Below are 25,162 nucleotides of genomic sequence, written 5' to 3' on the forward strand. Positions count from 1 at the left end.
TAAAGTAAATATGTTATTTAAAAATAAATTAGCAATACTACCGGTAATTTTAATGGCTGCTTGTAAAATACAAGCAGCCGTACCGGTAATAAAAGAAGATGTGAAACTAGAACAAAAAGTCAACAATACACTCTACAAGATGACTATCGACGAAAAGGTAGGACAGATGATGGAAGTAGTTGTCGACCTTTTGGGTAATAATGACAAAAACGGAGTATTCCATATTAACGTAGCCAAGGCTGATAGTATATTCAATCGCTACAAGATAGGATCTATACTGAATGCCCCAAACACGATAGCTCCAACAGCTAAGCTTTGGGAAAAGTATTTGTCTGACATTCAGAAAATATCAGTTAAGCGTATAGGCATACCATGCATTTACGGTCTAGACCAGAATCATGGTTCTACATATACGCAAGATGGAACTCTTTTTCCACAAAACATAAATGTAGCAGCAACATTTAACAGAGATCTTGCACGTCGTTGCGCTGAAGCTACAGCCTATGAAACACGTGCGGTGAGTATTCCATGGAGCTACAGTCCTACTGTCGATTTGGGACGTGATCCGCGTTGGCCTAGAATATGGGAAAACTTTGGAGAAGACTGTTTTCTTAATTCAGAAATGGCGAAGGCTATGGTTTTAGGATTTCAAGGAAATAATCCCAATAATATAGATAACCAACATATTGCGGTATCTCTTAAACATTATCTTGGATATAGCGTTCCTTGGACTGGAAAGGATAGAACACCAGCATACATTTCTCCGGCAGACTTACGCGAGAAATTCTTTGCGCCATTTCTTGCAGGAATTAATAATGGAGCACTCTCAGTAATGGTTAATTCTGCATCTGTTAACGGAATGCCTGTTCATGCCAATCATGAATTGCTTACTACATGGTTGAAAGATCAAACAGGTTGGGATGGTGTACTTGTTACAGACTGGGCGGATATAAATAATCTTTACACTCGCGAAATGGTTGCAAAAGACAAGAAAGATGCATTGCGAATTGCCATAAACGCCGGTATTGATATGATAATGGAACCATACGATCCAACCACATGTGATTTGATTAAACAATTAGTATTGGATGGTAGTATTTCTATGAATAGAATTGACGATGCTGTAAAACGTGTACTTCGCATGAAATATCGTTTAGGACTTTTTGATAATCCAACTCAAAAGCTTTCTGATTATCCTAAATTTGGCGGTAAGGAATTTGCTGAACTTAGTTTAGAAGGAGCTAAAGAGAGTATCATACTTTTGAAAAATGAACAGCATATTCTTCCTCTGAAAGAAGGACTGAAAATTCTGTTGACAGGTCCTAATGCTAATCAAATGAGATGTCTTGATGGTGGATGGAGTTATACATGGCAAGGAAATTTGACAGATAAGTTCGCAGGAAAATATAACACGATATATGAGGCGTTCTGCAATAAATATGGAAAAAGTAATGTAAAACTTTGCCAAGGTGTAACATACAACGAGCAAGGAAAATATTATGAAGAGAATGTATCAGACATTGATGCTGTAGTAAAAGCGGCATCATCTGCTGATGTGATAGTGGCTTGCATTGGTGAAAATTCATATACCGAAACGCCTGGCAATCTCACAGATCTTACATTATCAGTGAATCAAAGGAATCTTGTAAAGAAGCTTTCCCAGACTGGTAAGCCAATACTTCTTATTCTTAACGAAGGTCGCCCACGTATCATCTCAGATATAGTGTCATTGACCGATGGTGTTGTAGACATGCTGCTTCCTGGAAACTATGGAGCCGACGCTCTAGTTAGTTTATTATCTGGAGAAAGCAACTTCTCTGGAAAACTTCCATACACATACCCTAGTGAAATAAATTCATTAGCAAATTATGATTTTAAGAAAAGTCAGGAAGTCTCGACTATGGAAGGTGCATATGATTATAATGCTAAGATTACTCAACAATGGCCATTTGGCTATGGTAAAAGTTATACAGAATATAAATATAGTAACTTACGAATCAATAAAATACATTTTTTGAAAGATGACACACTGGAGGTTTCTGTTGACGTGAAAAATATCGGTAACAAATTAGGAAAAGAAAGTGTTCTTCTTTATAGTTCAGACCTCATTGCATCAATGACTCCTGACGGGAGAAGACTTCGTGGCTTTGAGAAGGTAGAGCTACAACCTGGAGAAACCAAAACAGTAACTATACAGCTTCCTACAAACGATTTAGCATTTGTGGGGTACGACGGCAAATGGATTCTTGAAGAGGGAGATTTTAATCTGATGATTGATAACCTAACAACAAAGATTACATGTGATAGTACGTATAAATGGGACTCGGCTAATAAATAGTTACTATTGGCTAAGTATTTTAGTTTATCTAAAGTTATTTGGCTTATAGAAAATTAGTCCGTTGTTGCATTAAATGCGACAACGGACTTCCTTATATAAATTCTAAAGTTAAAGAGCTTTTATAAATCAGTTGCTAAGACTTTTCTCCAAGTTTTTTCTTATTGCAGCAATAAACTCATCACTGTTAGCTTGCGTTGTCTTTACACCTTCCATAAGGTTTACTAAATCTTTTGTAGCGATACCTGAATTAAGCGTGTCAAGACATGCCTGTTCCAGTTTGTCACCAAACTCTACCAATTCTTTGATATTATCTAGTTCGCCTCTCTTTTTGAGCGCACCGCTCCAAGCAAATATCGTTGCCATAGGATTTGTACTTGTCTCTTCACCTTTCAGGTATTTATAATAGTGCCTTGTAACTGTTCCGTGAGCAGCCTCATATTCATATTTACCATCAGGAGAAACTAATACAGATGTCATCATTGCAAGTGAACCAAACGCCGTTGATAGCATGTCGCTCATCACGTCACCATCATAGTTCTTACAAGCCCATATAAATCCGCCTTTACTACGTATTACTCGTGCAACGGCATCATCAATAAGAGTGTAGAAATATTCAATTCCTAGTTTTTCAAACTCCTGTTTATAATCTTTCTCATACACTTCTTCAAAGATCTGTCGAAACTGCGCATCATAAGTTTTACTAATAGTATCCTTTGTAGCAAACCACAAGTCTTGTTTTGTGTCTATTGCAAATTTAAAACAACTATGAGCAAAAGATGTTATACTCTTATCAGTGTTGTGCATTCCCTGAATAACTCCAGCACCATCAAAGTTATGTATTTCTACTTCTTGCTTTTTTCCGCTTTTACCTTCAAAAACAAGTTTGGCAATTCCTGGCTCATCTGCACGAATTTCCACGCTCTTATAAACGTCACCATAGGCATGACGAGCAATAGTTATTGGCTGTTCCCAATTCTTCACTACTGGACGAATTGATGGGATTGTTATAGGAGCTCTGAATACAGTTCCGTCCATAATGCTTCGTATCGTACCGTTAGGACTTTTCCACATCTTATGCAGATGATATTCATCCATTCGTTGAGCATTTGGAGTTATTGTTGCACATTTCACAGCCACGCCGTATTTGCGTGCCGCATTAGCAGAGTCTATAGTTACTTTATCATTAGTCTTATCACGGTTGGGCAGACCAAGATCGTAGTATTCAGACTTCAGGTCTACAAAAGGAAGTATCAGTTCATCCTTGATCATCTTCCAAAGAATACGTGTCATCTCGTCACCGTCCATCTCCACGAGTGGTGTGGCCATTTTAATCTTTTCCATATAGCTATGCTTAATTATCAATAGTGTTTGCAAATTTAGAAAAAAGATTTCATATTAACGAAAAAAGCTACCGAATTGTTGTTAATTGATAGCTTTTACATAAAATATACTGTCTCAAAGAAATGCAATATGGTTAAAAAAGAATGGCGCAGAACTCATTGTAACTGAGCCCTACGCCATTTATATAACCTTTTTACCTTTTAATATTCTTTATTTATCTTCAGGTGCCTTGTCTATCAAGTCCATAAACTGGTCTAGCTTTGGAGTGATGATAATCTGAGTACGGCGATTACGCTGCTTTCCGATTTCAGTATCATTTGTAGCGATTGGATTAAATTCACCGCGTCCACCAGCTGTAAGACGTTTAGGATCTACACCATAATGACCTTGCAAATACTGAACAACACTAGATGCACGAAGTGCAGAAAGGTCCCAGTTATTACGAATATTCTTCATGCTCGGAGCCGTAGGGTTTACTGCTACGTTATCGGTGTTACCCTCAATCAGTACATCATAGTCCTTATAGTCCATGATGATTTTAGCAATTTTGCTCAATGTCTCAGCAGCACGGTCATTAATTTCATAACTTCCACTCTTATAAAGCATATTGTCAGCAAGTGATATGTAGACAACGCCCTTTAGAACTTGTACATCAACTTCCTTCATCTCGTCCTTGCTTAAAGAACGTGTCAGGTTGTTGGTGAGTACCAAGTTTAGAGAATCACTCTTGCTCTTCACCTCAACCAAATGACGAATGTAGAGATTGCTTTCGTTTATCTGATCAACAAGCTTTGAGATGTTGATATTGTTTGAGTTTGCATTTGTTAAACTCTTATCCAAAGACCCCTGCAAAGAAGCATAGTCTCTTTTCTGCTGTGAAAGTTGGTCTTCAAGGCTAACTACACGAGCCTTGGCTGCAGCAAGCTGCTCTTTTGAATCCTGATAGTTTGAAGACAGTTCTTTGTTTTCTGTCTGGCAATTCAGTAACTCCTTTTTGCTTGCACAACTGCTTATTAGCAATGTTCCAGCTATAAGTGTTAGCATCAAAACTTTTTTCTTCATATCTATAAATTTTAAGTTCATTATGGTTGCAAATATAATTATAAGACGCATAAAACAACAAAATGTTTACTCCGTTTATAATATTTTAAATTATTAGTGATTATTTTAAGACAGCAAAACTATTTATTCTTGCTTTTTCACTTTAAAATATAAGCTTTAAGATTGTTCTGTGATTACATTATATATATTATCCAACAAGTCTAGTCCTGGTTTTGTACGGAATATTTTCATCCTTACATTCTCTATTGCCTGAGGTGTTAGATTGTCTTCATATATATTTACAAGGAAGTCTGCTTCAACAAGAATTTGATAATCAAGACCATCAATATTGTTATATGTATGATGATGGGCTATAAGATAGCATATTCTATCTATTTGTTGATTACTATATCCTCCAAGTGAAGAAAGAAGTTTACGAGCTTCTTCCGGTCCTTCCTTCTCTTGGTATTTACCATTGGATGATCCATATTTTTCTTCACTTATATGTATTCCTATGTCATGCAATATTGCTGCAGACTCAAGAATTGACATCAGGTTTTCGCCTATTCCCTCTAAAGTTCCTATCGTGACGGCATAATCATGCACTTTCATGAAATGCTGAATTCTCATGGCGTCACCTTTGTCATATTCCGTCATAGCGACGATAAGTTTTGCGTGTTGTATATCCATTTTACTTGATATTTTGGCTACAAAGATAAGTCAAACCAGGTCAAAGCGTATAAAATAAGTGAAAAAACAACGATATTTTTTCTTTGATGTGAAAAAATAACTATATTCGCATGCATTTTAAAAAAATATATAATATTAATTGAAATCCGGCAATTGACACAATAGGCAAAAGCCATATCATAACAAGGCAAATATTGGGATGAGAAAAATTGACATGACATCCAAAGAATGGTGTGATATTATCTTTGAAGGAAAAAACAAAGAGTATGGTGCATACAAGTTGCGCATCAATTCGGCACGTCGCAATACGATTGTTATGATTGCATTAGTGACGATTGTTGCGTTGCCTTTTTTATTTATATTACTGACTATACTCTTCACTCCAAAGGAAAAATATGACATGGACCTCGATCAAGTATTGTCTGAAATGAAACCTGCCCAAAATAAATATAAGTTATCTGCGCCTAAGCTGCTTAAAGTTGAGCATAAAAAGGTATCAAAAAAAGAAGGCAAACTCACTGCATTTACAGCTCCAGTCATCATGGCGGACAAAGACGTCACATCTTCAGGACTTGCTAATAACGGTGACGCTGCAAAAGGCACAGTGTCAAATTCAGTAAACATACCGGCTGATACAACTGGTTTTGCTAATAAGACTACGACTCACAATGGTGTTAATGCTAACACAGATAAGATATTATTTAGAGTGATTGAAGAGCTGCCAGAATTTCCTGGAGGTGCCACAGAATATATGAAATGGCTTACTCGTAATCTTCATTATCCTAAATCTGCAGAAGAAAAGAAGATTGACGGAAAGGTTGTCGTAAGTTTCATTATAAACAAAAATGGAACAATTTCTGATATAAAAATTACAAAGTCATTAGATCCTGATTGCGACAACGAAGTACTTCGCGTTATGAAAAAAATGCCTAAATGGAAACCTGGAACAGAAAAGGGACACCCTGTACGTACAGAATATGTAATTCCAGTCGTATTCAAAGGATTGACTACTACTCCATAAGTTTTTTATTTATTAAATAAAAGCAATTACTATTTATTCAGTAAAAAGGTCTACCAGAAACATTTATGTAGCCCCCCCCTTAATTGACAAAGGTTCTCTTTTTATTTTAGTTTCATTATATAATTACATCATTTATTTTTATGATTGACCATAAATGAAGTGATATATTTGAAAAAGTTGAACCAACTTGTTTGCAAGACTGTTAACGTCATTTTTATTATTTTCTTCGTTTTTTATATAGTTTTTTATTAACTTTGCAACAAATTGTACCCGTGCCCGACAAACATGAAAGTAATAGAAATAATAAACCAGAATAAGGGTAAACGAAAATTATCATTTGAAGTGCTGCCTCCATTAAAAGGAAACGGCACGGAAAATCTGTTTGCTACAATTGACAAACTGAAAGTATTCGACCCGCTTTATATAAATATTACCACTCATCATAGCGAATATGTCTACAAGGAACTTCCTAATGGACAGTTTGAACGCAACAGGGTGCGTAGGCGTCCGGGAACAATCGCTATAGCTGCTGCTATAAGAAATAAATACAGCATACCAGTGATTCCACACATAATTTGCAGTGGAGCAAGTGCTGAAGACATTGAATACGAACTACTTGATCTACAATTTCTTGGTATAGAAGACCTATTACTGCTTCGTGGTGACAAGGCAAAAGATGACAGAATATTTACCCCTACAAAAGGTGGGTATACACATACAACAGAACTTATTGAACAGGTTAACAATTTCAACGATGGTTTCTTCAATGATGGGACTCCTATCAAGCATCCTGGTGAGAAATTCACTTTTGGTGTAGCCGCTTATCCAGAACGACATGAAGAAGCTCCTAATTTGGAAATGGACATAAAATACCTGAAAATGAAACAGGATCTTGGTGCGCAGTATGCTGTAACACAACTGTTTTATGACAATAATAAGTTTTTTGATTTCGTAAAACGGGCTAGAGAAATGGGCGTCACCATTCCTATCATACCTGGAATAAAACCTTTGGCAAAACTTTCACAACTAACAGTCGTACCACGAACATTCAGATGCGACTTACCTGAAGCTCTGGCTGAGGAAGTAATAAAATGCAAGACTGATGATGACGCAAAGAAATTAGGTGTAGAATGGGGCATACAACAATGCAAAGAACTCTATGCCGCAGGATTTGAAACTATCCATTTCTACACAGTTTCGGCAGTAGACAGCGTAAAGGAAATAGCTAAGGAAATATTATAGACAGATGAAGTTCAGTGATGTTATAGGTCAGGAAGAGGCAATAGGCAGACTCAGACAACTTGTTGAAGAACAACGAGTACCGAGTACTATGATGCTATGCGGTCCTTTGGGATGCGGTAAAATGGCTCTTGCAATGGCTTTCGCGTCATATCTTTTAGGTGAGCGTGACGGAGATAATTCATTATTGAGTGATCCGATGTCAATAAAGAACGCCGAAGCCATGCTGAAAAATTGGGAACATCCCGACCTTCACTTCACTTATCCTGTTATAAAGCCAGCAGGAATGTCAGCCGATCACAAAATGATTAGTGACGACTTTACCAGAGAATGGCATGAGATGATTTCTGAAAGTCAATATTTCTTGATGGATAACTGGCTCTCTAAAATGGATGCAGCCAACCAGCAAGCTATTATTGGTGCAGGAGAAAGCGACGAACTTACTCGAAAGATGAGTTTGAAATCAAGTCAGGGCGGATATAAGGTCAGCATTATATGGCTTCCGGAAAGGATGAATGCCGAATGTGCAAACAAGTTATTGAAACTATTGGAAGAACCGCCACACAAGACTGTATTCTTAATGGTTTGTGAAGAACCAGAGCTGCTGCTTGACACTATAAAAAGCCGTACACAAAGAATCGACATAAAGAAGATTGATGACGATGCCATAGAAAGAGCTTTGACTGAACGACGTGGACTAGACCAAGACATTGCACACAGAATTGCACGTATAGCTAACGGCAACTGGATGCGCGCATTAGAAAATCTTGATGCCGGAAACGAAAATCGTCAATTCCTCGACATGTTCATAATGTTTATGCGACTTTCATATCAACGCGACATTAAGGAACTAAAGAAATGGAGTGAGATTGTATCTTCAAACTATGGAAGAGAAAAGCAACGTCGCATGCTAAACTATTTCTCTAGAATGGTTAGAGAAAACTTCATGTATAACTTTAAACAAGCCGAGTTGTGCTATATGACTCAAGAGGAGGAGAACTTCTCTAGCAAATTTGCAAGATTCATTAACGAAGCCAATGTGATAGAGATTTCAGAACTATTGCAAAAGGCAAGAAAAGATATAGGGCAGAATGCCAACGGAAAAATAGTATTTTTCGATTTGGCTCTGCAAATGATTGTTTTATTAATTAGAAAATAACAATTCGTATGGATTATAAAAATATGAAATTCAAGGTCTCTAAGGGTTGTGACCATGGACTCTGCTGCCGAGCTTACGGCAGACAGGACAGACAACTCAACACTTGTGACTGGTTGGCTGACGTTCCTGGTAACGCTGAGAGCACAGACCTAGTTGAGGTTCAATTTAAGAACACTCGTAAGGGATATTATCATAACGTTAACGGATTGGAGTTGAAGAAAGGCGACATCGTTGCTGTAGAATCAACTCCAGGACACGATATCGGTATCGTAACTCTTACTGGAAGACTTGTTAAGCTACAAATAAAGAAGGCTAACCTGAAATCAGCCGATGATATAAAGCGTATTTACCGAATTGCAAAACCTGTTGATATTGAGAAATATGAAGAAGCAAAATCGCGTGAACACGACACGATGATCCAAAGTCGCCAGATTGCAAAGAATCTTAATCTGCAAATGAAGATTGGTGACGTAGAATATCAAGGTGACGGAAACAAAGCAATATTTTATTATATCGCTGACGAGAGAGTAGACTTCAGACAACTTATTAAGGATTTAGCTGCTGCTTTCCATGTTAGAATTGAGATGAAGCAGATTGGTGCCAGACAAGAAGCTGGACGAATCGGTGGTACAGGTCCTTGCGGACGTGAACTATGCTGTGCCACATGGATGAAAAACTTTGTGAGCGTTAGTACAAATGCTGCACGTTTTCAAGATATATCATTGAATCCACAGAAACTTGCAGGAATGTGCGCAAAACTGAAATGTTGCCTTAACTATGAGGTTGACGGATATGTTGAAGCAGGAAAGAAGATTCCTAGTAGAGAAATCATACTACAAACAATGGACAACGATTATCACTTGTTCAAGAGTGATATGCTTTCTGGACTCATCACCTACTCTACCGACAAGAACATGGCAGCTAATATGGAGACTATTTCTGCACAGCGTGCGCATGAGATTATTGACATGAACAGACACGGTGAAAAGCCATTATCACTTCTTGAAAACGATAGGGCAAAAGCACCGAAAAAACATAAAGACCTACTTGAAGATGACATCAATCGTTTTGACAGTTCGAAACGAAAGAAGAAAAACAAAAATAAGAACCGTAATGTTCCTAATAACAACATTAGACCTCAAGTAGACAATGCTGAAAATGGCAATGTTGAAGATAGCAATGCAGACAACAACAACTACGACAAGAACAGTCGTCCTCAGCGCAATAACAACAGAAGAAGAAACTATCCGCCTAAGGTTGAGAACAACGGTGAAGAAGGATAATATAAGATGAGAAAGAATATCTTTACGATATTGATTATAACGACAATGACCGTTATGACATCCTGTACTGGAAATAAGGTGTATGACAAATATCAGCATACACCTGTTTCTGGATGGGAAAAGAATGATACTTTGAAATTTGAGATACCTAAAATGAATGTTGGTGGTGTATTTGCTGCTAATCTAGGCTTAAGAATCAATGGCTCTTATCCATTTATGGGACTCACACTTATTGTTGATCAGACAGTATATCCGTCACACCTCACAAAAAGTGACACCATAAACTGTCAGCTTATCGACAAGAATGGTAATAGTAAAGGACTAGGGGTAAGTTACTACCAATACAATTTCGACATAGACAAAGTTAGCCTTAACAAGGGTGACAGTTTGGTTGTGAGCATAAGACACAACATGAAGCGCGAGATACTTCCTGGTATCAGCGATATAGGATACTCACTAAGTGCGCACTAGATTTCTTCCTGCATCTATTCGCAGGAAGATAAACAGTAGCAACGTGAATCCCCACAAGGAGGAACCTCCATAACTGAAGAATGGTAACGGAATTCCGATTACCGGAGTCAATCCTAACACCATACCTACATTTATAAATAGGTGGAACAGGAATATGCCCAACACGCAATAACCATATATTCGCCCAAATGCAAATGGTTGTCTTTCTGCAAGATACATTAACCTTAATACCAAAGCAAGGAACAGGCATAGCACTCCAGCTGAACCAAGAAATCCTTCCTCCTCACCTACCGTACAGAATATAAAGTCTGTATCCTGTTCTGGAACAAATTTTAATTTAGTCTGAGTTCCATTAAGGAATCCCTTTCCTTGCAATCCACCAGAACCTATTGCAATCTCACTTTGATGCACGTTATATCCTGCACCACTTATATCTTCGTCAAGTCCCAACAGCACATTGATACGTACACGCTGATGTGGTTCCATAACATTATTGAGTACATAGTCAGCTGAATAGAAAAACACGATTGAACCAATCGTAAACGCCAATATAAAGAAGTAACTTGATAAGTGGGTACGCAACCAATTATAAAAAAGATATCCAATAAGCACCAAACAAATTATAAGTTGCACCCATACAATATCAAATGAAGGAATTACGTATACAGAGAATAAGAAACATATCAAAGTAACTCCTAGACATGAATATAGCACTATCAGCATCTTCTTCTTGTCCTTGCAATACACATTGATAAGCACTGCTGAAAATATCTGCACAAGTAGCAGGACAATAAACTTACCAACCGACGTCTGGGTATCAAACAGCATTACATTTTCGTATTTTATTCCAAGCACGAAATATATAACCATCGCCAAACCAGTAAACAAAACGCTTCCCGGCATTCCCTCACGATAGAACATAAGGAAGAATGATAAATAAACCAATGCTGAACCGGTCTCCTTCTGGGCTACAATAAACAACAACGGCAAAACAACAACGGCACTTGCCGCAGTAAAATCTTTCCAACGATGAATATTAAAACCATAAGACCCCATGAGCTTGGATATGGCTAAAGCCGTAGCAAACTTAGCAAACTCAGCTGGTTGCAAACGCAACGGGCCTAATACAAGCCATGATCGTGAGCCTTTTATCTCATGCGGATTAAATATAGTCAGAAACAGCAATACTAAGAATATACCATATATGACATAGGAGAACGTATCATAAAACTTATCATCAAGCAACAATATAACCAGTCCAAGGAACAGCGATGTTCCTATCCATACTATCTGCATACCAGATCTTGTGGAAAGACTGAAAATATCAGTATCTCCATATGTATAGCTAGCACCGCACACGCTAATCCATCCAAAGATTAACAATGCGATATATATGCCTATTGTCCACCAGTCAAGTGAACGAAGTACACTAGGTTGTTTATCTGTTACGCGAGCCATAAGCTATTCTACGTTTCTGTAATTCATCCGCCTGTTTCATAGCCGACGGTGATAGTTTACCATTTATATATTGTTCAAACAGAACTCCTGCTATAGGAACTGCAAAATCAGCTCCGAATCCACCATTCTCTACATATACTGCAATAGCTATTTTGGGCTTGTTCATTGGCGCGAAACCCATAAAGACAGAGTGGTCCTGTCCTCTATTCTGTGCCGTTCCTGTCTTTCCGCAGACTGTAAACGGAAGATGTCCCAAAGCTTTACTAGATCCTTTTAGGGCTGATGATCTCATACCTGCTATTACAGCCCTATATGCTCTTTCACTTGCCATTGTGCGATGACGACGCATGTAAGTTGTATCGAGAGGTTCATATTGTACTTTCCTCACTACATGAGGTACATAATAATAACCACGGTTAGCAATCGTGGCTCCCAGATTGGCTATCTGCAACGGTGTAAGGTTTACTTCACCCTGGCCTATTGCTATACTAATAACGGTAAGCCCATTCCATGAACCATGATAAGCCTTATCATAAAAAGACGAATTAGGTATAAGTCCTCGCTTTTCTCCAGGTAAGTCTATACCCAGTTTGTAACCGAATCCCATGCTCACCATATAGTCTCTCCATACATTCATGGCATCCTCCACATTCTTGTATTTGATACGATTGCTCATCATGTAGTAAAGTCCCCAACAGAAATATCCGTTACAAGATGTACTTATTGCATCTATAAGATTTAAAGGTGACGGATGACTGTGACATCCAACATGCAATCCATGATAAGAAAATCCATGATTACATGGGAACATTGTTGACGGTGTAATGATACCTTCTGTTAGATATGTAAGTGCCTGCGTTGTTTTGAATGTAGAACCAGGAGGATACTGTCCCATAATAGCACGGTTCAGAAGAGGCTTCCACACATTTCGTGACAATGCACGATGTGTCTTACTTCTCATTCTTCCAACAAGTGTCCTAGGATCATAAGTTGGAGATGAGACAAGTGCTAGCACTTCACCTGTTGAAGGTTCTATCGCAACAACACTACCTATCTTTCCCTGTAACATTCTTTCGGCAAGAGCCTGTAACTTGACATCAATGCTCAATGTCAGATCCTTACCTGCCACTGGCCTTTTATCAAACTTTCCGTCTTGATAACTACCCTGAATTCGACCATGAGCATCACGAAGAAGAATCTGAACTCCTTTCTCGCCACGTAATTGTTTCTCATAAGCCTTTTCAACACCTAGTTTACCAATATAATCACCAGGCTGATAGTAATCATCTTCTTCTATATCAGCATTAGAAACCTCACCTACATCACCTAAAACATGAGCTGCATAAGGATATTCATACTGTCTGATACTACGTTTTTGCACATAGAATCCAGGAAAACGGAACATCTTTTCACGGAAAACGCTGAATTCTTTATCAGAAAGTAGACTTTTAAAAAGCTGCTGTGTAAAGCGACTATAACCAGGATTCTTATTACGGTCCTTTATATCGCTCATACGCTTTATAAACTCAGCCTTGGTCATTCCCAAAGCAGAACAAAACTCAAGAGTATCTAAATGCCCACGAGCTTCATTCATCACAACCATAATATCATAAGCTGGTTGGTTGTAAACCATCAGTTTACCATTGCGGTCATACACACTACCACGCGAAGGGTATTCTATTTTCTTTAGAAATGCATTACTGTCGGCATTTTTCTTGTAGTCATCACTCAGCAATTGCAGAGTGAACAAACGAATAGTATAAATGAGCACAATAGCTATACCCACTCCGCCAATGACAAAACGTCTGTTTTCAAGATTAAAATCCTTCACCGTACAGTAATTTAATTAAATGGAAGTTCCATAAAACGTCATAAATGACAAAGTCATTTTGAACGGAAATTTTCTATCGCTAATATCAATATGGCTGACAATACTGTGCTTCCGGCAACACATTCTAACCATTGCAGCCAATTGAAGAAATTAAATGTCTCAAGAGTGAAAAATGAGGCACAATATATCAGTACCATTATTATGGCATAATATCCAAACTTGTATGATCCCATGCTGTGTATGGACGGTGCCAAGTCATCAGCACTATCACGTTGCATAAACATTTTCAATACAGTTGGTTGTAAGAGTCCTAGAAAAGTCATTGATGCCATAGAAACACCTGGGGTATCTGAAAATACATCCACAAAAAATCCCATTATAAAGCATAACAGTAGTTCTGCCCAGCGCGGATAATTGCGTGGAAATAGCAATACCATATATACATAAAGCAAAGGTGTGGCACAATTGAACAAATGTATATGATTCAACACCATCGCCTGCACCAATAATAATATGGCAAAGGCAAAAATACCTCTAAGCAACTGAATATTCATAACTTTCCTACTCTGTTATTTTTCTTCTATCGTCTTAATCGAATCCTGCGCAGCACGTAATACCTGAAGGCGCTCAGCCATAACATGGTTGTCTAAAACACATACGTCACGCAATTTTCCAAAATCTGTCGAGAGTTTTATCTTTAGTCTATACGACATTTGATCAGCAGAATTATACACGTGTCTTATTCTTCCTACCAATATTCCTGCTGGGAATACAGAAGAGTATCCACTTGTTACGACATAATCATACAATTTGAAATGAGCATGGCGCGGCACATCATCTATATAAGCTTGTGAAGCATCACCACCTGTCCAGTGAAGATAACCGAAATAGCCACGTCCTTGAATGATACAGCTAATATTTGACTGAGAATTAAGTACCGGAATAACAACAGAATAATGTGCGGAAGTAAGATATACTATACCTACGATACCATTTCCTGAAACAACTCCCATATCTTTTTTCACGCCATCAGCCTCACCTTTATTGATCGTCATTAAATTGTCATGCTTGTCAACAGAATTAGTTATCACCTTTGCAGGAATAAGTCTGAAAGGCTGCAAACTTTTCAGGATTCGGCTATTTTCCATGATTGAATCACTAATGGAATCACCGATCTGCTGATGAAGTTCTTTAAGTCGCTGTTCAAGATACAAGTTACGTTGAGTAAGTTCTTCGTTGACCTTTGACAACTTAAAATACGAACCGATTTCAGATTCTGTCTCATACACCTTTCCCGTAACAGCATTGGCTGAAGAAAACCACACACTGCCCTGATAACTGTTAAACTGAAAGAGAAGAACAAAACTTATCACCTCTAACAGAATAAATATAAACCAGTGATTATATTTTGCCAGAAAATCAAGAAGGTTACGCATATCTGAATTTGGAATTAAATGTTAGGTGTTGACAACTTGAGAATACAAGCCTATCAACACCTTACATCTATATATTATCTCATTAGGAATGAGAAGTTATTTACATTCTTTAGTGCAATGCCTGCACCCTTTGCTACACTGTGCAAAGGATCTTCAGCAATGTGGAATGGAATATTAATTTTGTCTGTGAGTCGCTTGTCCAAGCCACGCAACAAAGCACCACCACCACTAAGATAGATGCCATTCTTTACGATATCGGCATAAAGCTCAGGAGGTGTATTTTCAAGTGCTGAAAGAACAGCATTTTCTATCTTTGCAATAGTCTTATCAAGACAATGAGCTACTTCCTGATAGCAAACAGGAACTTCCATTGGAAGTGCTGTTATACGGTTAGGACCATGTACAACGAAGTCCTCAGGAGCCTCTGCGCCAAGATCTGTAAGAGCAGAACCTACATGAATCTTAATACGTTCAGCCATACGCTCACTTACCTTTACATTATGCTGACGGCTCATATATTCCTGAATATCAGATGTAAGATCATCACCGGCTGTGCGAATAGAGTTATTGCTAACGATACCACCAAGAGATATTACTGCAATTTCAGTACTACCACCACCGATATCAACAATCATGTTACCCTCTGGAGCCTCAACGTCGATACCGATGCCGATAGCGGCTGCCATCGGTTCGAAAATCAAATAGACGTCACGTCCATCAGCATGCTCTGCACTATCACGTACGGCACGCAACTCTACTTCTGTTGAACCAGAAGGTACACCAATAACCATTCTAAGAGAAGGAGACCACAAGCGACTGCCTGAATGAACCATTTTAATAAGTCCACGCATCATCAGTTCACAAGCTGTAAAGTCAGCGATAACACCATCACGCAAAGGGCGTATTGTACGTATGTTATCGTGAGTCTTCTCATACATCATTTTTGCCTTTGCACCTACGGCAATCATCTTGTCCGTGCGACGGTCTAGGGCAACAACAGATGGTTCATCTACAACTATCTTATCATCACTGATGATGATAGTATTAGCTGTACCGAGGTCCATTGCTATTTCCTGAATAAAAGAAAAAAATCCCATATTTATTTTATTATTTAACAAACCAGTTATGGATTGCTGTATCATAATGACTGCTCACTCCAAAAGCACGCTCTGCAAACATCTTGCGATCTTCAATATCAGTATTCGCACCCTTCTTGTTAAGAATATCAAGCAACACAGAGTATTCTGCCTTACTAGGAATGATTACAACATCCTTGAAATTCTTTGCTCCTGCACGAATCAAAGAAATTCCACCTATATCAATTTTTTCAATAATGTCTGCTTCTGAAGCACCACTTGCTACAGTCTGCTCAAAAGGATAAAGATCAACAACAACAAGGTCAATAGAAGGGATATCATATTCCTTCATCTGAGCAATGTCACCTTCATTCTCACGACGTGCAAGAATACCACCAAACACTTTAGGGTGCAATGTCTTGACACGACCTCCGAGTATTGACGGATAAGTAGTTACACTCTCTACTGTCTGACATTCGTAACCCAGTGACTCGATGAACTTCTGAGTACCGCCTGTGGACAGAAATCTAACACCTTCTTCATTAAGTTTAGCTAGCAATTTATCTAAACCATCCTTGTGGAAGACCGAGATCAACGCGGTCTTAATTGTCTTTATTTCAGCCATTATTTGAATATATTAATATATTAGACCGCAAAGTTACTAAAAACTACTGATAGACAACACGAAATTGATAAAAAATTGTGTTTTATTTGTCTGCGTTGTGATCTTCTTCAACTTTTTTAGCAACTTGAAGCAATTTCATGGCATCCACATACTGCGCTATGCCCTGAGCTACGTTCTTTGCGGCTTTCATTGCTAGCACAACCGTCTGCGGACGGTGCACAACATCACCACCAGCAAACACGCCTCTGCGAGTAGTCATTCCGCAAGGTCGATCAACCACTTTCACATATCCTTTTTCATCAACCTCTATCCCAGCAGTCGTACTAACTATTCTATTTGCAGGTCGACTTCCAATAGCAAGATATATTCGGTCAAATTTTTCTATTCGCTCTCCTTGTGGAGTCTTTAATCTGCATTCGGCAAGACGACCATTCTTACCTTCAATAAATTCTTCTACGCTTGTTTCCCATTCAAACTTCACGCCTTCCTTCAAAGCGTCTTCATATTCAGAATTTATAGCCGGCATTTCTTCTTGAGTACGACGATATAGCACTGTAACGTCAGCTCCGAGTCTTATCGCAGTACGAGCTGCGTCCATAGCAACATTTCCACAACCAATAACGCCTACTTTTTCGCCATCTTTTAAAGGTACCATATTCCTACCGATTGCGCCTTCATTGAAACTGCTCACATTATGAAGAAAATAAGTACTTTGGCTCACTCCATGAAGTTTTGCACCTGGCGTACTGTCCATATTCTGTGGAACGGCTGTTCCTGTTCCCATGAATATCGCATCATAACCAAGTCTAAACAAACTATCTACGTTAACTCCGTTCTCGCCGACAAGAGTATTACATTCAAAATATACTCCCAATGCCTCTATCTTTGAAATCTCAGCACGTACCACTTTCTTCGGCAAACGGTATTCTGGTATTCCATACATCAACACACCGCCGGGTTCACTCTGTCCTTCAAAAATTGTTACGTTAAAACCTTGTCTTGCCAAATCTCCAGCCACGGTTAGACCGGCAGGTCCAGAACCAATAATAGCTATTTTTCCACGATCTTTCTGTGGCAGTTTTCTACGAATAAGATTCATATTTGTATCAAAGTCTGCGATAAACTGTTCTAGTTTACCTATTTGTATAGGTTCACCTTTCTTGTTTAAAACGCAATGCCCCTGACATTGTTTTTCATGCGGACATACACGACCACAGATAGCTGGAAGATTACTTTTTTCATTAATGATGCTCATGGCATCCCCCATATTGCCCATACTTAAAGCATGAATAAAATCAGGGATATTGTTTCCTATCGGACACCCTTTTCTACATAGTGGGGTCTTACAGTTTAAACATTTCTTAGCCTCGTTTATTGCTTCTTTCATTGTAAAGCCTTCATCGACTACATGAAATGAATTTGTATCCTCTTTAATCATAATTGTGTCTTAATTAGTTTGTTTTTATATATCAGTTTGTTTTATTCTCTGTTTTTCCGACAACGCTCTATTTATGATTAGCCTCAAAAAAAATAAGAGAAGACTACGCTTCTCTTACCCTTCATATAGTAATTATATTTTATCCTAGATATTTCATCAAGATCTTTGCGTAACCACTATCACGCAACTTAGCAATGCTCTTCTCACGAATCTGCCTTACACGTTCACGAGTGAGCCCTAACTGATCTCCTATTTCCTCAAGTCCTTTTTCGTGGCATGCAATTCCAAAACATTCACGTATAATAGTTATCTCACGTTCTTTAAGAACCTTCTTCAATACAGATTCAAGTTCAAGTGCCATAGATTCATGATCAACCTGACGGTCTGTGCGGCTATCATCGCCACCAGCCATTATATCAACCATACTATTATCCTCGCCATCTTGGAAAGGTGCATCTATACTTACATGATGACTATCAGCCATAAGGCTCTGGTCTATCTTTTCTTCCTCAATTTTTGTTACAGTAGAAAGTTCTGAAAGTGATGGCTTACGCTGGAATTCCTGTTCAAACTTATTGATTTCACGATTGATTTTGTTTAGTGAACCAACCTGATTCAATGGTAAGCGAACAATACGGCTCTGCTCTGCAATAGCCTGAAGTATGCTTTGACGAATCCACCAAACGGCATAAGAGATAAATTTAAATCCACGAGTTTCATCAAACTTCTCGGCGGCCTTCACAAGACCAATATTACCTTCATCAATAAGGTCGGTAAGTGAAAGTCCTTGATGTTGATACTGTTTTGCAACAGAAACAACAAATCGCAAGTTGGCAGTAACAAGTTTCTCTTTAGCGCGGGCTCCTTCAGTACCGCCCTTTCTGATTTTCTGTGCAAGATCTATCTCCTCATCAATAGAGATAAGTGGCGCACGTCCAATCTCAACGAGATACTTATCCAAGGCTTCGCTTGAACGGTTTGTAATACTCTTCTGAATTTTAAGTTGTCTCATCCTTTTACCTATTTCTTTTTCTTAACTTCCTGATTATCAGCAATATCCGTATTCTTACCCCACTAAAAGGCTTGCAAAGGTAATAATTTTATTCGATATTACAACATCTTATATATAAGATTTAATCATAATTAACCTCATTGGAAGTTTTTGTTTGTAGTATATAAATTGAAAATCAATATAATAACGCCATACATAATTTTATATTGCATAAAAGCATTAATTTTAATATTATCATAAATACAATCTGTTGATATCGGGATTTTTTATTAACTTTGCATCGTTTCTTCCGTAAAGACAATAAAAGAAGACAACTATTGATTGAATATGAAAAGAAATATTCTATTCGGTATAATAGCATTACTGAGTCTTTCCATTTTGGGACAGAATATTTGGAAAGATTATCATTCGGTAAGGCTTATGCCGCAACATTATTTTTCAGCCATACCCCCTGGCAACTACAGTGGCATTGCCAATATTGGTAATGACGATTATGCTGTCGTTTCTGACAAAGGCAACCATGAAGGGTATTATATTTTCCATATTGAAATTAATGATGACGGCGAAATAACCAACATAACCAACAAGGATTTTATCAATCTAAATGGCAACAATCTTGATCAGGAAGCGATAACTTTCAATCCTGAGACACATCATATATACATTGGCAACGAAGGAACATCTAATATAATAGAATATGATGTTAAATCAAAAAGTATAGTTCGCACTGCAGAGATTACTGATTATAAAAAATATTATATTCCAAATAGAAGCATCGAAAGTATTACATATGATAAGACTCGTGACAAAATATTTACCATCAATGAGTCGCCGCTTATTGGTGATAGTTGCCGAATGTTACGACTAAAACAGTTGAATACTAATCTGACTGAAGAAAAGGAATTTCCATATTTTATAGAGCAACCTTTAAAGCCTGCCGACACTCCACAAGACCGACATGCCTATGGTGTTTCTGAACTACTTTCACTCAACGACTCTACCTTACTTGTTCTTGAGCGTGAACTGTATATTACTTCTATGAAGTTGGGTAGTTGGGTAATAAACCGCATCTACCGTATCGTTCCAGGCAACCCAACCAAACATCTTGTATGCTCTTGGCGCACATCATTACAGCTGACAAGTTTCAACTTTGCTAATTACGAAGGTATGTGTCTAGGACCTAAGTTATCAGACGGTCGACAAGTTATCATACTTTGCGCCGACAGTCAAAATCGCTACAAGGGTGTACTAAAAGATTATTTCAGGACAATAATATTGCAATAAAAAATATAATAATATATGAATCAACTTGATATCTGGTTTTTAGCATTGGCACTAGCCATGGATTGTTTCGCTGTATCTATAGCAAGTGGCATCATCGTGAAGAAACACATAGGAAAAATGATGATAAGAATGGCTTTTCTATTTGGTTTCTTTCAGGCTGCTATGCCATTAATAGGTTGGTTTGGAGTGAGTACATTTACATCATATATTGAGAATGTAGACCATTGGATAGCATTTGGCTTACTTACTTTTCTAGGTGGCAGAATGATAAGAGAATCTTTTCTCCCAGAAGAAGAAAAGAAAATTAAGCCACGCAAACTTAAAACTCAGGTTGTTCTCGCCATTGCCACAAGTATTGACGCTCTGGCTGTTGGCATATCTTTCGCCTGTACAGGTTTCTCAAATCTTAGAATGCTGATATGTCCGCTGTTGATAATAGGCTTCGTCTCATTTGTAATGTCTATTATAGGCGTATTACTGGGGGTAAGATTTGGTAAACCTATCGCAAAGAAATTAAAACCAGAACTATTGGGAGGTTTTATCCTTATTTTTATAGGTATAAAGGTTCTACTTTCACATCTTTATGGATTGTAACCTCATAAAAAAAACGGTTCTTAGTCACTTTTTGCAATGTCATTTTATTGCTTCTCCACAACATTTATGTGAGAACTTTTTATAAACCAAATTGACATCACCAAAAGTGAATAAGAACCTATAACATTTAATCAAAAGATCTATGCAACTGTCTAGTTTCAATACTAGTATAGCTGTTCGTCTTCTTTCAGTTCATCTTTTGTCAAAGATCTTTTATCGATCGCACGCCACGCATAAATAATGTATGCCAACACGAAAGGTACTAGTAGTGATACCACAGACATCACCTGCAAAGTGAAATAACTAGAACAACTATTTCCTAGATAAAGCGAACTTTGCAAATCTGTATTTGAAGGATAATAAGCAGTATTATTGTAACCTGCAAGCAGGAATAAAGCAATCACGGTCAACGTGGTTCCTATTCCAACAGACCAGATACCACGTATATACTTCTTTGATATAATACTGCGAATCGTACCGTATAGCACCAATAGCACTCCGACAAGGAATATAACAGCTACCACTGGCATGTGCAACAAGTTCAGGGCATACTTATATGGCACCATACTCACCACTCCGGCAGCATTAACACCATAACCGTCTTTAACTAATATATGCGCCAAAAATGCAAGGAATAATATCAAGAAAGGAACTGTGTCGCGTAAGAGTTGCAAACGCAACTTACTATTTATTTCTTTGTCGTTGATATTATTGATCATATATAATGAACCTTCCATACGAGCAAGGAACATCACCGCAAATCCAAATATCAAATTCCAAGGATCAAGCAATGCGTCAAGTCCGTGGGAAGCATTCGCCCAATGGCTAATTGTGTTATTGTCAAGCAGTCCCATTGAAGCCTTGTTTACGATGAAGTTTGATCCTTCAAAGAATGTAGCTACAGCCACACCAATCAGGAACGGTCCGAATATACCATTGAAAACGAGGAAACGACGATATACTTTCGATCCGAAAATGTTGCCTGGTTTGGATTGAAATTCATAGGACACAGCCTGTAATACGAAACTGACCAAGATTAACATCCACACCCAATAAGCACCGCCAAAACTTGTACTATAAAATAATGGGAATGATGCAAAGAAAGCACCACCGAATGTTACCAAGGTGGTAAAAGTAAATTCCCATTTACGACCTGTGGAATTTACGATCAGCTTTTTCTCCTCTTCAGTCCTTCCGACAGCGAAGATTAGAGAGTTTGCACCTTGTACGAACATCAAAAACACGAGCAATCCCGCCAATAGCGAAATTACTAACCACCAATATTGTTGCAGGAATTCATAAGTTATCATAAGGCAACGTTTTTATTTTGATTCAACAATAGGCTCTGGTCCCTTGCGAATAGCTTTCAATAAGATTGTCAATTCCGCAACAAGCAAAGCTGTAAACAGTAACAAAAATAGGAAGAATGTAATGACTACCGAACTGCTTTCTACACCAGAAACAGCAGCTGACAATGGTAGCAGATCCTGAATTGCCCAAGGCTGGCGACCAACTTCCGTCAGAATCCAACCACACTGCCCTGCTATCCACACCAAAGGTATTGAATAAAGTGCAGTATATAGCAACCAGCGATTATTTTCCAATTTGTCTTTGCGACCAAACCATAACATCAATACCATGACCAGTGAAAGGAATACACCTATACCAACCATGAAACGGAAAGCCCAATAAACTAATACTATTTTAGACTTAGGCATCAATTCGTGCTTATCTTTTATATATCCATAACCAAAATACTTCATGTTTTTGTTCAGTACCAACTGAGCTGAATCTTTTTTCGCCTGATCTGTCTTTTCATATTTCTTGAAATCTCTGAAAGCATTCAAGGCTAACCTTCCTTTAACCATTTTTTGATCTGCCGACAAATGTTTCTCGCCTGTTATTGGATCAGTATATCCATTAATCAAATCGTTGATACCTGGCACATAACCGTTTATATCATGTGTAGCAAGAACAGAAAGCATACCGGGAATTTTTATACCTGGCACAACAGAGAAAGGCATATTCTTTCCGCCATCCATCAGTCCCTCAGCACTAGCCAGTTTCATAGGTTGGTTTTTCGCCATCTGTAGTCCTGATTGATCGCCCGTAAACATAATGAACAGGGCTGAAAATAGCCCGATTATCGCAGCCACCTTTATACTTGCTTTTGCCATAGGTTGTTCGCGCCTTTTCAACAGAAACCAACAGCTCACTCCAATCACAAAGACACAACCTGTCAACCAACCGCTGCTTACGGTGTGAAGGAACTTCATTGCCGGTGCAGCAGAAAAAGCGACAGCCGAAAAATCAGTCATTTCATTGCGCACTGTCACTGGATTAAATGCCATTCCCACAGGATGCTGCATCCAAGCATTGGCAACCAATATCCACCAAGCCGACAACGTAGCACCTATACCAGTGAGCCAAGTAGACGTAAGATGAAAACTTTTGCTGACTTTATTCCAACCAAAAAACATCACCGCTATAAACGTCGCCTCCATAAAGAAAGCTAAAATACCCTCTATAGCCAATGGCGCACCAAAGATATCGCCGACAAACCATGAATAGTTACTCCAGTTAGTTCCGAACTCGAACTCCAGAATTATTCCCGTTGCCACGCCGATAGCGAAGTTTATACCAAAAAGTTTCATCCAGAATCGTGCGGCACGTTTCCAGAAATCATCTTTTTTAATAACATAAAGAGTTTCCATTGTTCCCATAATAACCGCTAAACCAAGCGTCAGTGGAACAAATAGCCAATGATAGCATGCCGTTAAAGCAAATTGTGCTCTCGACCAGTCTATTAGTGAAGTGTCTAACATATAGATTATCTTTTATAAGTTTTTCTTTAGGTTTACTTCTATTTTATCTTTTCTATGAGGTTCTCTCCCACTTTATTTTGTTTTTCCTTATCACTCATGCCACTAAGTGCAGGATGAAAGAAGAACAGTCGTAATACAACGAATATGATAAACAATTTGATCATTATCACGAGCCATAGGGTACGGCCCCACGTCATGTTACGGAAGCCGTCGCGATAGAATCGCCAAACTGAAGTCAAGATGTGTATAACTTTCATAGATGCAAATTAAATATTTTTTTTCCACTTTTCCAATTCTATAACTGAAAAATATATCATATTATGTTGCAAAGCAGAAAATAAAGGTTCATAAACAACACGAGAGAGGAAAAACATTAAAGAATAATGATCAACCTCTCTCGTGTTCATTTAAGAACTAACTAATTTTATTTTAAAGCAGCCAAGGCAGCTTCATAGTTAGGTTCGTTTGTTATTTCATCAACCAATTCTTCGTAAGTGATATTACCTTCTTCGTTAACAATCACAACTGCACGAGCCAAAAGACCTTTCAAAGGACCTTCAGTAATGCCTAGACCATAATTATCTTCCAGACAGTTGCAGCGGAATGCAGAAAGTGATACGACATTCTCCAAACCTTCTGTTGTACAGAAACGAGACTGTGCAAATGGTAAGTCCTTACTAACGCACAACACAACTGTGTTAGGTAATGAAGATGCCTCTTTATTGAAACGTCTTACTGAGTTAGCGCAAACAGGTGTATCAAGACTAGGGAAAAAGTTGAGCACAACTTTTTTACCAATGAAATCACCGATATGAGCAACACTTAAATCTGCTTTTACTCCACCAAACTTTGGTGCTTTTTCTCCTACTTTTGGAAGTTCACCAGTTAATTCTACTGGGCTTCCTTGAAAATTTACTTTTGCCATAATTGTATTTTTAATTTAAATAGATCTTCTACGACGATAGTGCAAATGAGTCGAAATACAAAAATAAAACTTGGT

23 protein-coding genes are annotated in these 25,162 nt (G+C 38.1%); 8 read left to right on the forward strand and 15 right to left on the reverse strand.

Annotated elements, in window-relative coordinates; all coding sequences use genetic code 11:
- Positions 1 to 10: 10 nt before the first annotated feature.
- Complete coding sequence (locus B045_RS0102920; protein WP_025883781.1) at positions 11 to 2,338, forward strand: glycoside hydrolase family 3 N-terminal domain-containing protein; 2,328 nt, start codon at positions 11 to 13, stop codon at positions 2,336 to 2,338.
- Positions 2,339 to 2,464: 126 nt separating this feature from the next.
- Here the strand turns inward: B045_RS0102920 and B045_RS0102925 are convergent, their stop codons facing one another.
- The 3 genes from B045_RS0102925 to B045_RS0102935 form a co-directional block, all read right to left on the reverse strand.
- Positions 2,465 to 3,679: an NADP-dependent isocitrate dehydrogenase gene (locus B045_RS0102925; protein WP_018462777.1), complete on the reverse strand. Its 1,215-nt coding sequence runs from the start codon at positions 3,677 to 3,679 to the stop codon at positions 2,465 to 2,467.
- Between the two features lie 210 nt (positions 3,680 to 3,889).
- A complete protein-coding gene (locus tag B045_RS0102930; RefSeq protein ID WP_025883779.1) occupies positions 3,890 to 4,741 on the reverse strand; it encodes an OmpA/MotB family protein in 852 nt (283 codons plus the stop codon).
- Positions 4,742 to 4,897: 156 nt separating this feature from the next.
- Positions 4,898 to 5,410: an HD domain-containing protein gene (locus B045_RS0102935; RefSeq protein WP_018462779.1), complete on the reverse strand. Its 513-nt coding sequence runs from the start codon at positions 5,408 to 5,410 to the stop codon at positions 4,898 to 4,900.
- Between the two features lie 199 nt (positions 5,411 to 5,609).
- Between B045_RS0102935 and B045_RS0102940 the strand changes: the two genes are divergently transcribed.
- The 5 genes from B045_RS0102940 (at position 5,610) to B045_RS0102960 (ending at position 10,583) form a co-directional block, all read left to right on the forward strand.
- Entirely contained in the window at positions 5,610 to 6,431 is an 822-nt protein-coding gene (locus B045_RS0102940) for an energy transducer TonB (protein ID WP_018462780.1), read from the forward strand.
- A 285-nt stretch (positions 6,432 to 6,716) separates the two neighbouring features.
- Entirely contained in the window at positions 6,717 to 7,673 is a 957-nt protein-coding gene (locus B045_RS0102945) for a methylenetetrahydrofolate reductase (protein WP_018462781.1), read from the forward strand.
- A gap of 4 nt (positions 7,674 to 7,677) precedes the next feature.
- Entirely contained in the window at positions 7,678 to 8,829 is a 1,152-nt protein-coding gene (locus B045_RS0102950) for a DNA polymerase III subunit (protein ID WP_018462782.1), read from the forward strand.
- 8 nt (positions 8,830 to 8,837) lie between these two features.
- On the forward strand, positions 8,838 to 10,112 hold the full coding sequence (locus B045_RS0102955; protein WP_018462783.1) for a PSP1 domain-containing protein: 1,275 nt from the start codon (positions 8,838 to 8,840) through the stop codon (positions 10,110 to 10,112).
- 6 nt (positions 10,113 to 10,118) lie between these two features.
- Complete coding sequence (locus tag B045_RS0102960) at positions 10,119 to 10,583, forward strand: gliding motility lipoprotein GldH (protein WP_025883776.1); 465 nt, start codon at positions 10,119 to 10,121, stop codon at positions 10,581 to 10,583.
- Here B045_RS0102960 and rodA read toward each other — a convergent pair.
- From rodA to B045_RS0103000, 8 genes are all read right to left on the reverse strand, one after another.
- Positions 10,569 to 12,041, reverse strand: a complete 1,473-nt coding sequence (gene rodA, locus B045_RS0102965; RefSeq protein ID WP_018462785.1) for a rod shape-determining protein RodA — start codon at positions 12,039 to 12,041, stop codon at positions 10,569 to 10,571. The two genes, B045_RS0102960 and rodA, sit on opposite strands and share 15 nt — an antisense overlap.
- Positions 12,022 to 13,872, reverse strand: a complete 1,851-nt coding sequence (gene mrdA / locus B045_RS0102970) for a penicillin-binding protein 2 (protein WP_018462786.1) — start codon at positions 13,870 to 13,872, stop codon at positions 12,022 to 12,024. Before mrdA ends, rodA begins: the two co-directional genes overlap by 20 nt.
- 53 nt (positions 13,873 to 13,925) lie before the next feature.
- Entirely contained in the window at positions 13,926 to 14,426 is a 501-nt protein-coding gene (mreD, locus tag B045_RS0102975) for a rod shape-determining protein MreD (RefSeq protein ID WP_026234315.1), read from the reverse strand.
- 15 nt (positions 14,427 to 14,441) lie between these two features.
- Entirely contained in the window at positions 14,442 to 15,308 is an 867-nt protein-coding gene (gene mreC, locus B045_RS0102980; protein ID WP_018462788.1) for a rod shape-determining protein MreC, read from the reverse strand.
- Positions 15,309 to 15,382: 74 nt separating this feature from the next.
- The gene (locus B045_RS0102985; protein WP_025883773.1) at positions 15,383 to 16,405 is read right to left on the reverse strand and encodes a rod shape-determining protein; all 1,023 of its coding nucleotides are present in this window, start codon (positions 16,403 to 16,405) and stop codon (positions 15,383 to 15,385) included.
- Between the two features lie 10 nt (positions 16,406 to 16,415).
- On the reverse strand, positions 16,416 to 17,009 hold the full coding sequence (locus B045_RS0102990; RefSeq protein WP_018462790.1) for an IMP cyclohydrolase: 594 nt from the start codon (positions 17,007 to 17,009) through the stop codon (positions 16,416 to 16,418).
- Between the two features lie 82 nt (positions 17,010 to 17,091).
- A complete protein-coding gene (locus B045_RS0102995; protein WP_018462791.1) occupies positions 17,092 to 18,447 on the reverse strand; it encodes an NAD(P)-dependent oxidoreductase in 1,356 nt (451 codons plus the stop codon).
- Positions 18,448 to 18,586: 139 nt separating this feature from the next.
- A complete protein-coding gene (locus B045_RS0103000) occupies positions 18,587 to 19,459 on the reverse strand; it encodes a sigma-70 family RNA polymerase sigma factor (protein WP_018462792.1) in 873 nt (290 codons plus the stop codon).
- A 327-nt stretch (positions 19,460 to 19,786) separates the two neighbouring features.
- On the opposite strand from B045_RS0103000, the gene B045_RS0103005 reads away from it, so the two are divergent.
- The gene (locus B045_RS0103005) at positions 19,787 to 20,743 is read left to right on the forward strand and encodes an esterase-like activity of phytase family protein (RefSeq protein ID WP_081618585.1); all 957 of its coding nucleotides are present in this window, start codon (positions 19,787 to 19,789) and stop codon (positions 20,741 to 20,743) included.
- 15 nt (positions 20,744 to 20,758) lie between these two features.
- Positions 20,759 to 21,337 (forward strand): manganese efflux pump MntP, encoded by a 579-nt coding sequence (locus B045_RS0103010; RefSeq protein WP_018462794.1) that lies wholly within the window; start codon positions 20,759 to 20,761, stop codon positions 21,335 to 21,337.
- 164 nt (positions 21,338 to 21,501) lie between these two features.
- Here B045_RS0103010 and B045_RS0103015 read toward each other — a convergent pair whose 3' ends face one another.
- The 4 genes from B045_RS0103015 to tpx all read right to left on the reverse strand — a co-directional run bounded on the left by B045_RS0103015 (position 21,502) and on the right by tpx (position 25,087).
- Positions 21,502 to 22,644 (reverse strand): cytochrome d ubiquinol oxidase subunit II, encoded by a 1,143-nt coding sequence (locus B045_RS0103015; protein WP_025883770.1) that lies wholly within the window; start codon positions 22,642 to 22,644, stop codon positions 21,502 to 21,504.
- Between the two features lie 15 nt (positions 22,645 to 22,659).
- Positions 22,660 to 24,162, reverse strand: coding sequence for a cytochrome ubiquinol oxidase subunit I (locus B045_RS0103020; RefSeq protein WP_044067575.1), 1,503 nt, complete (start codon positions 24,160 to 24,162; stop codon positions 22,660 to 22,662).
- Between the two features lie 38 nt (positions 24,163 to 24,200).
- Entirely contained in the window at positions 24,201 to 24,419 is a 219-nt protein-coding gene (locus tag B045_RS0103025) for a DUF4492 domain-containing protein (protein WP_018462797.1), read from the reverse strand.
- Between the two features lie 167 nt (positions 24,420 to 24,586).
- Complete coding sequence (gene tpx, locus B045_RS0103030) at positions 24,587 to 25,087, reverse strand: thiol peroxidase (protein WP_018462798.1); 501 nt, start codon at positions 25,085 to 25,087, stop codon at positions 24,587 to 24,589.
- Positions 25,088 to 25,162 lie beyond the last annotated feature (75 nt).

Source organism: Segatella paludivivens DSM 17968 = JCM 13650, assembly GCF_000373185.1.
GTDB classification, from domain to species: domain Bacteria; phylum Bacteroidota; class Bacteroidia; order Bacteroidales; family Bacteroidaceae; genus Prevotella; species Prevotella paludivivens.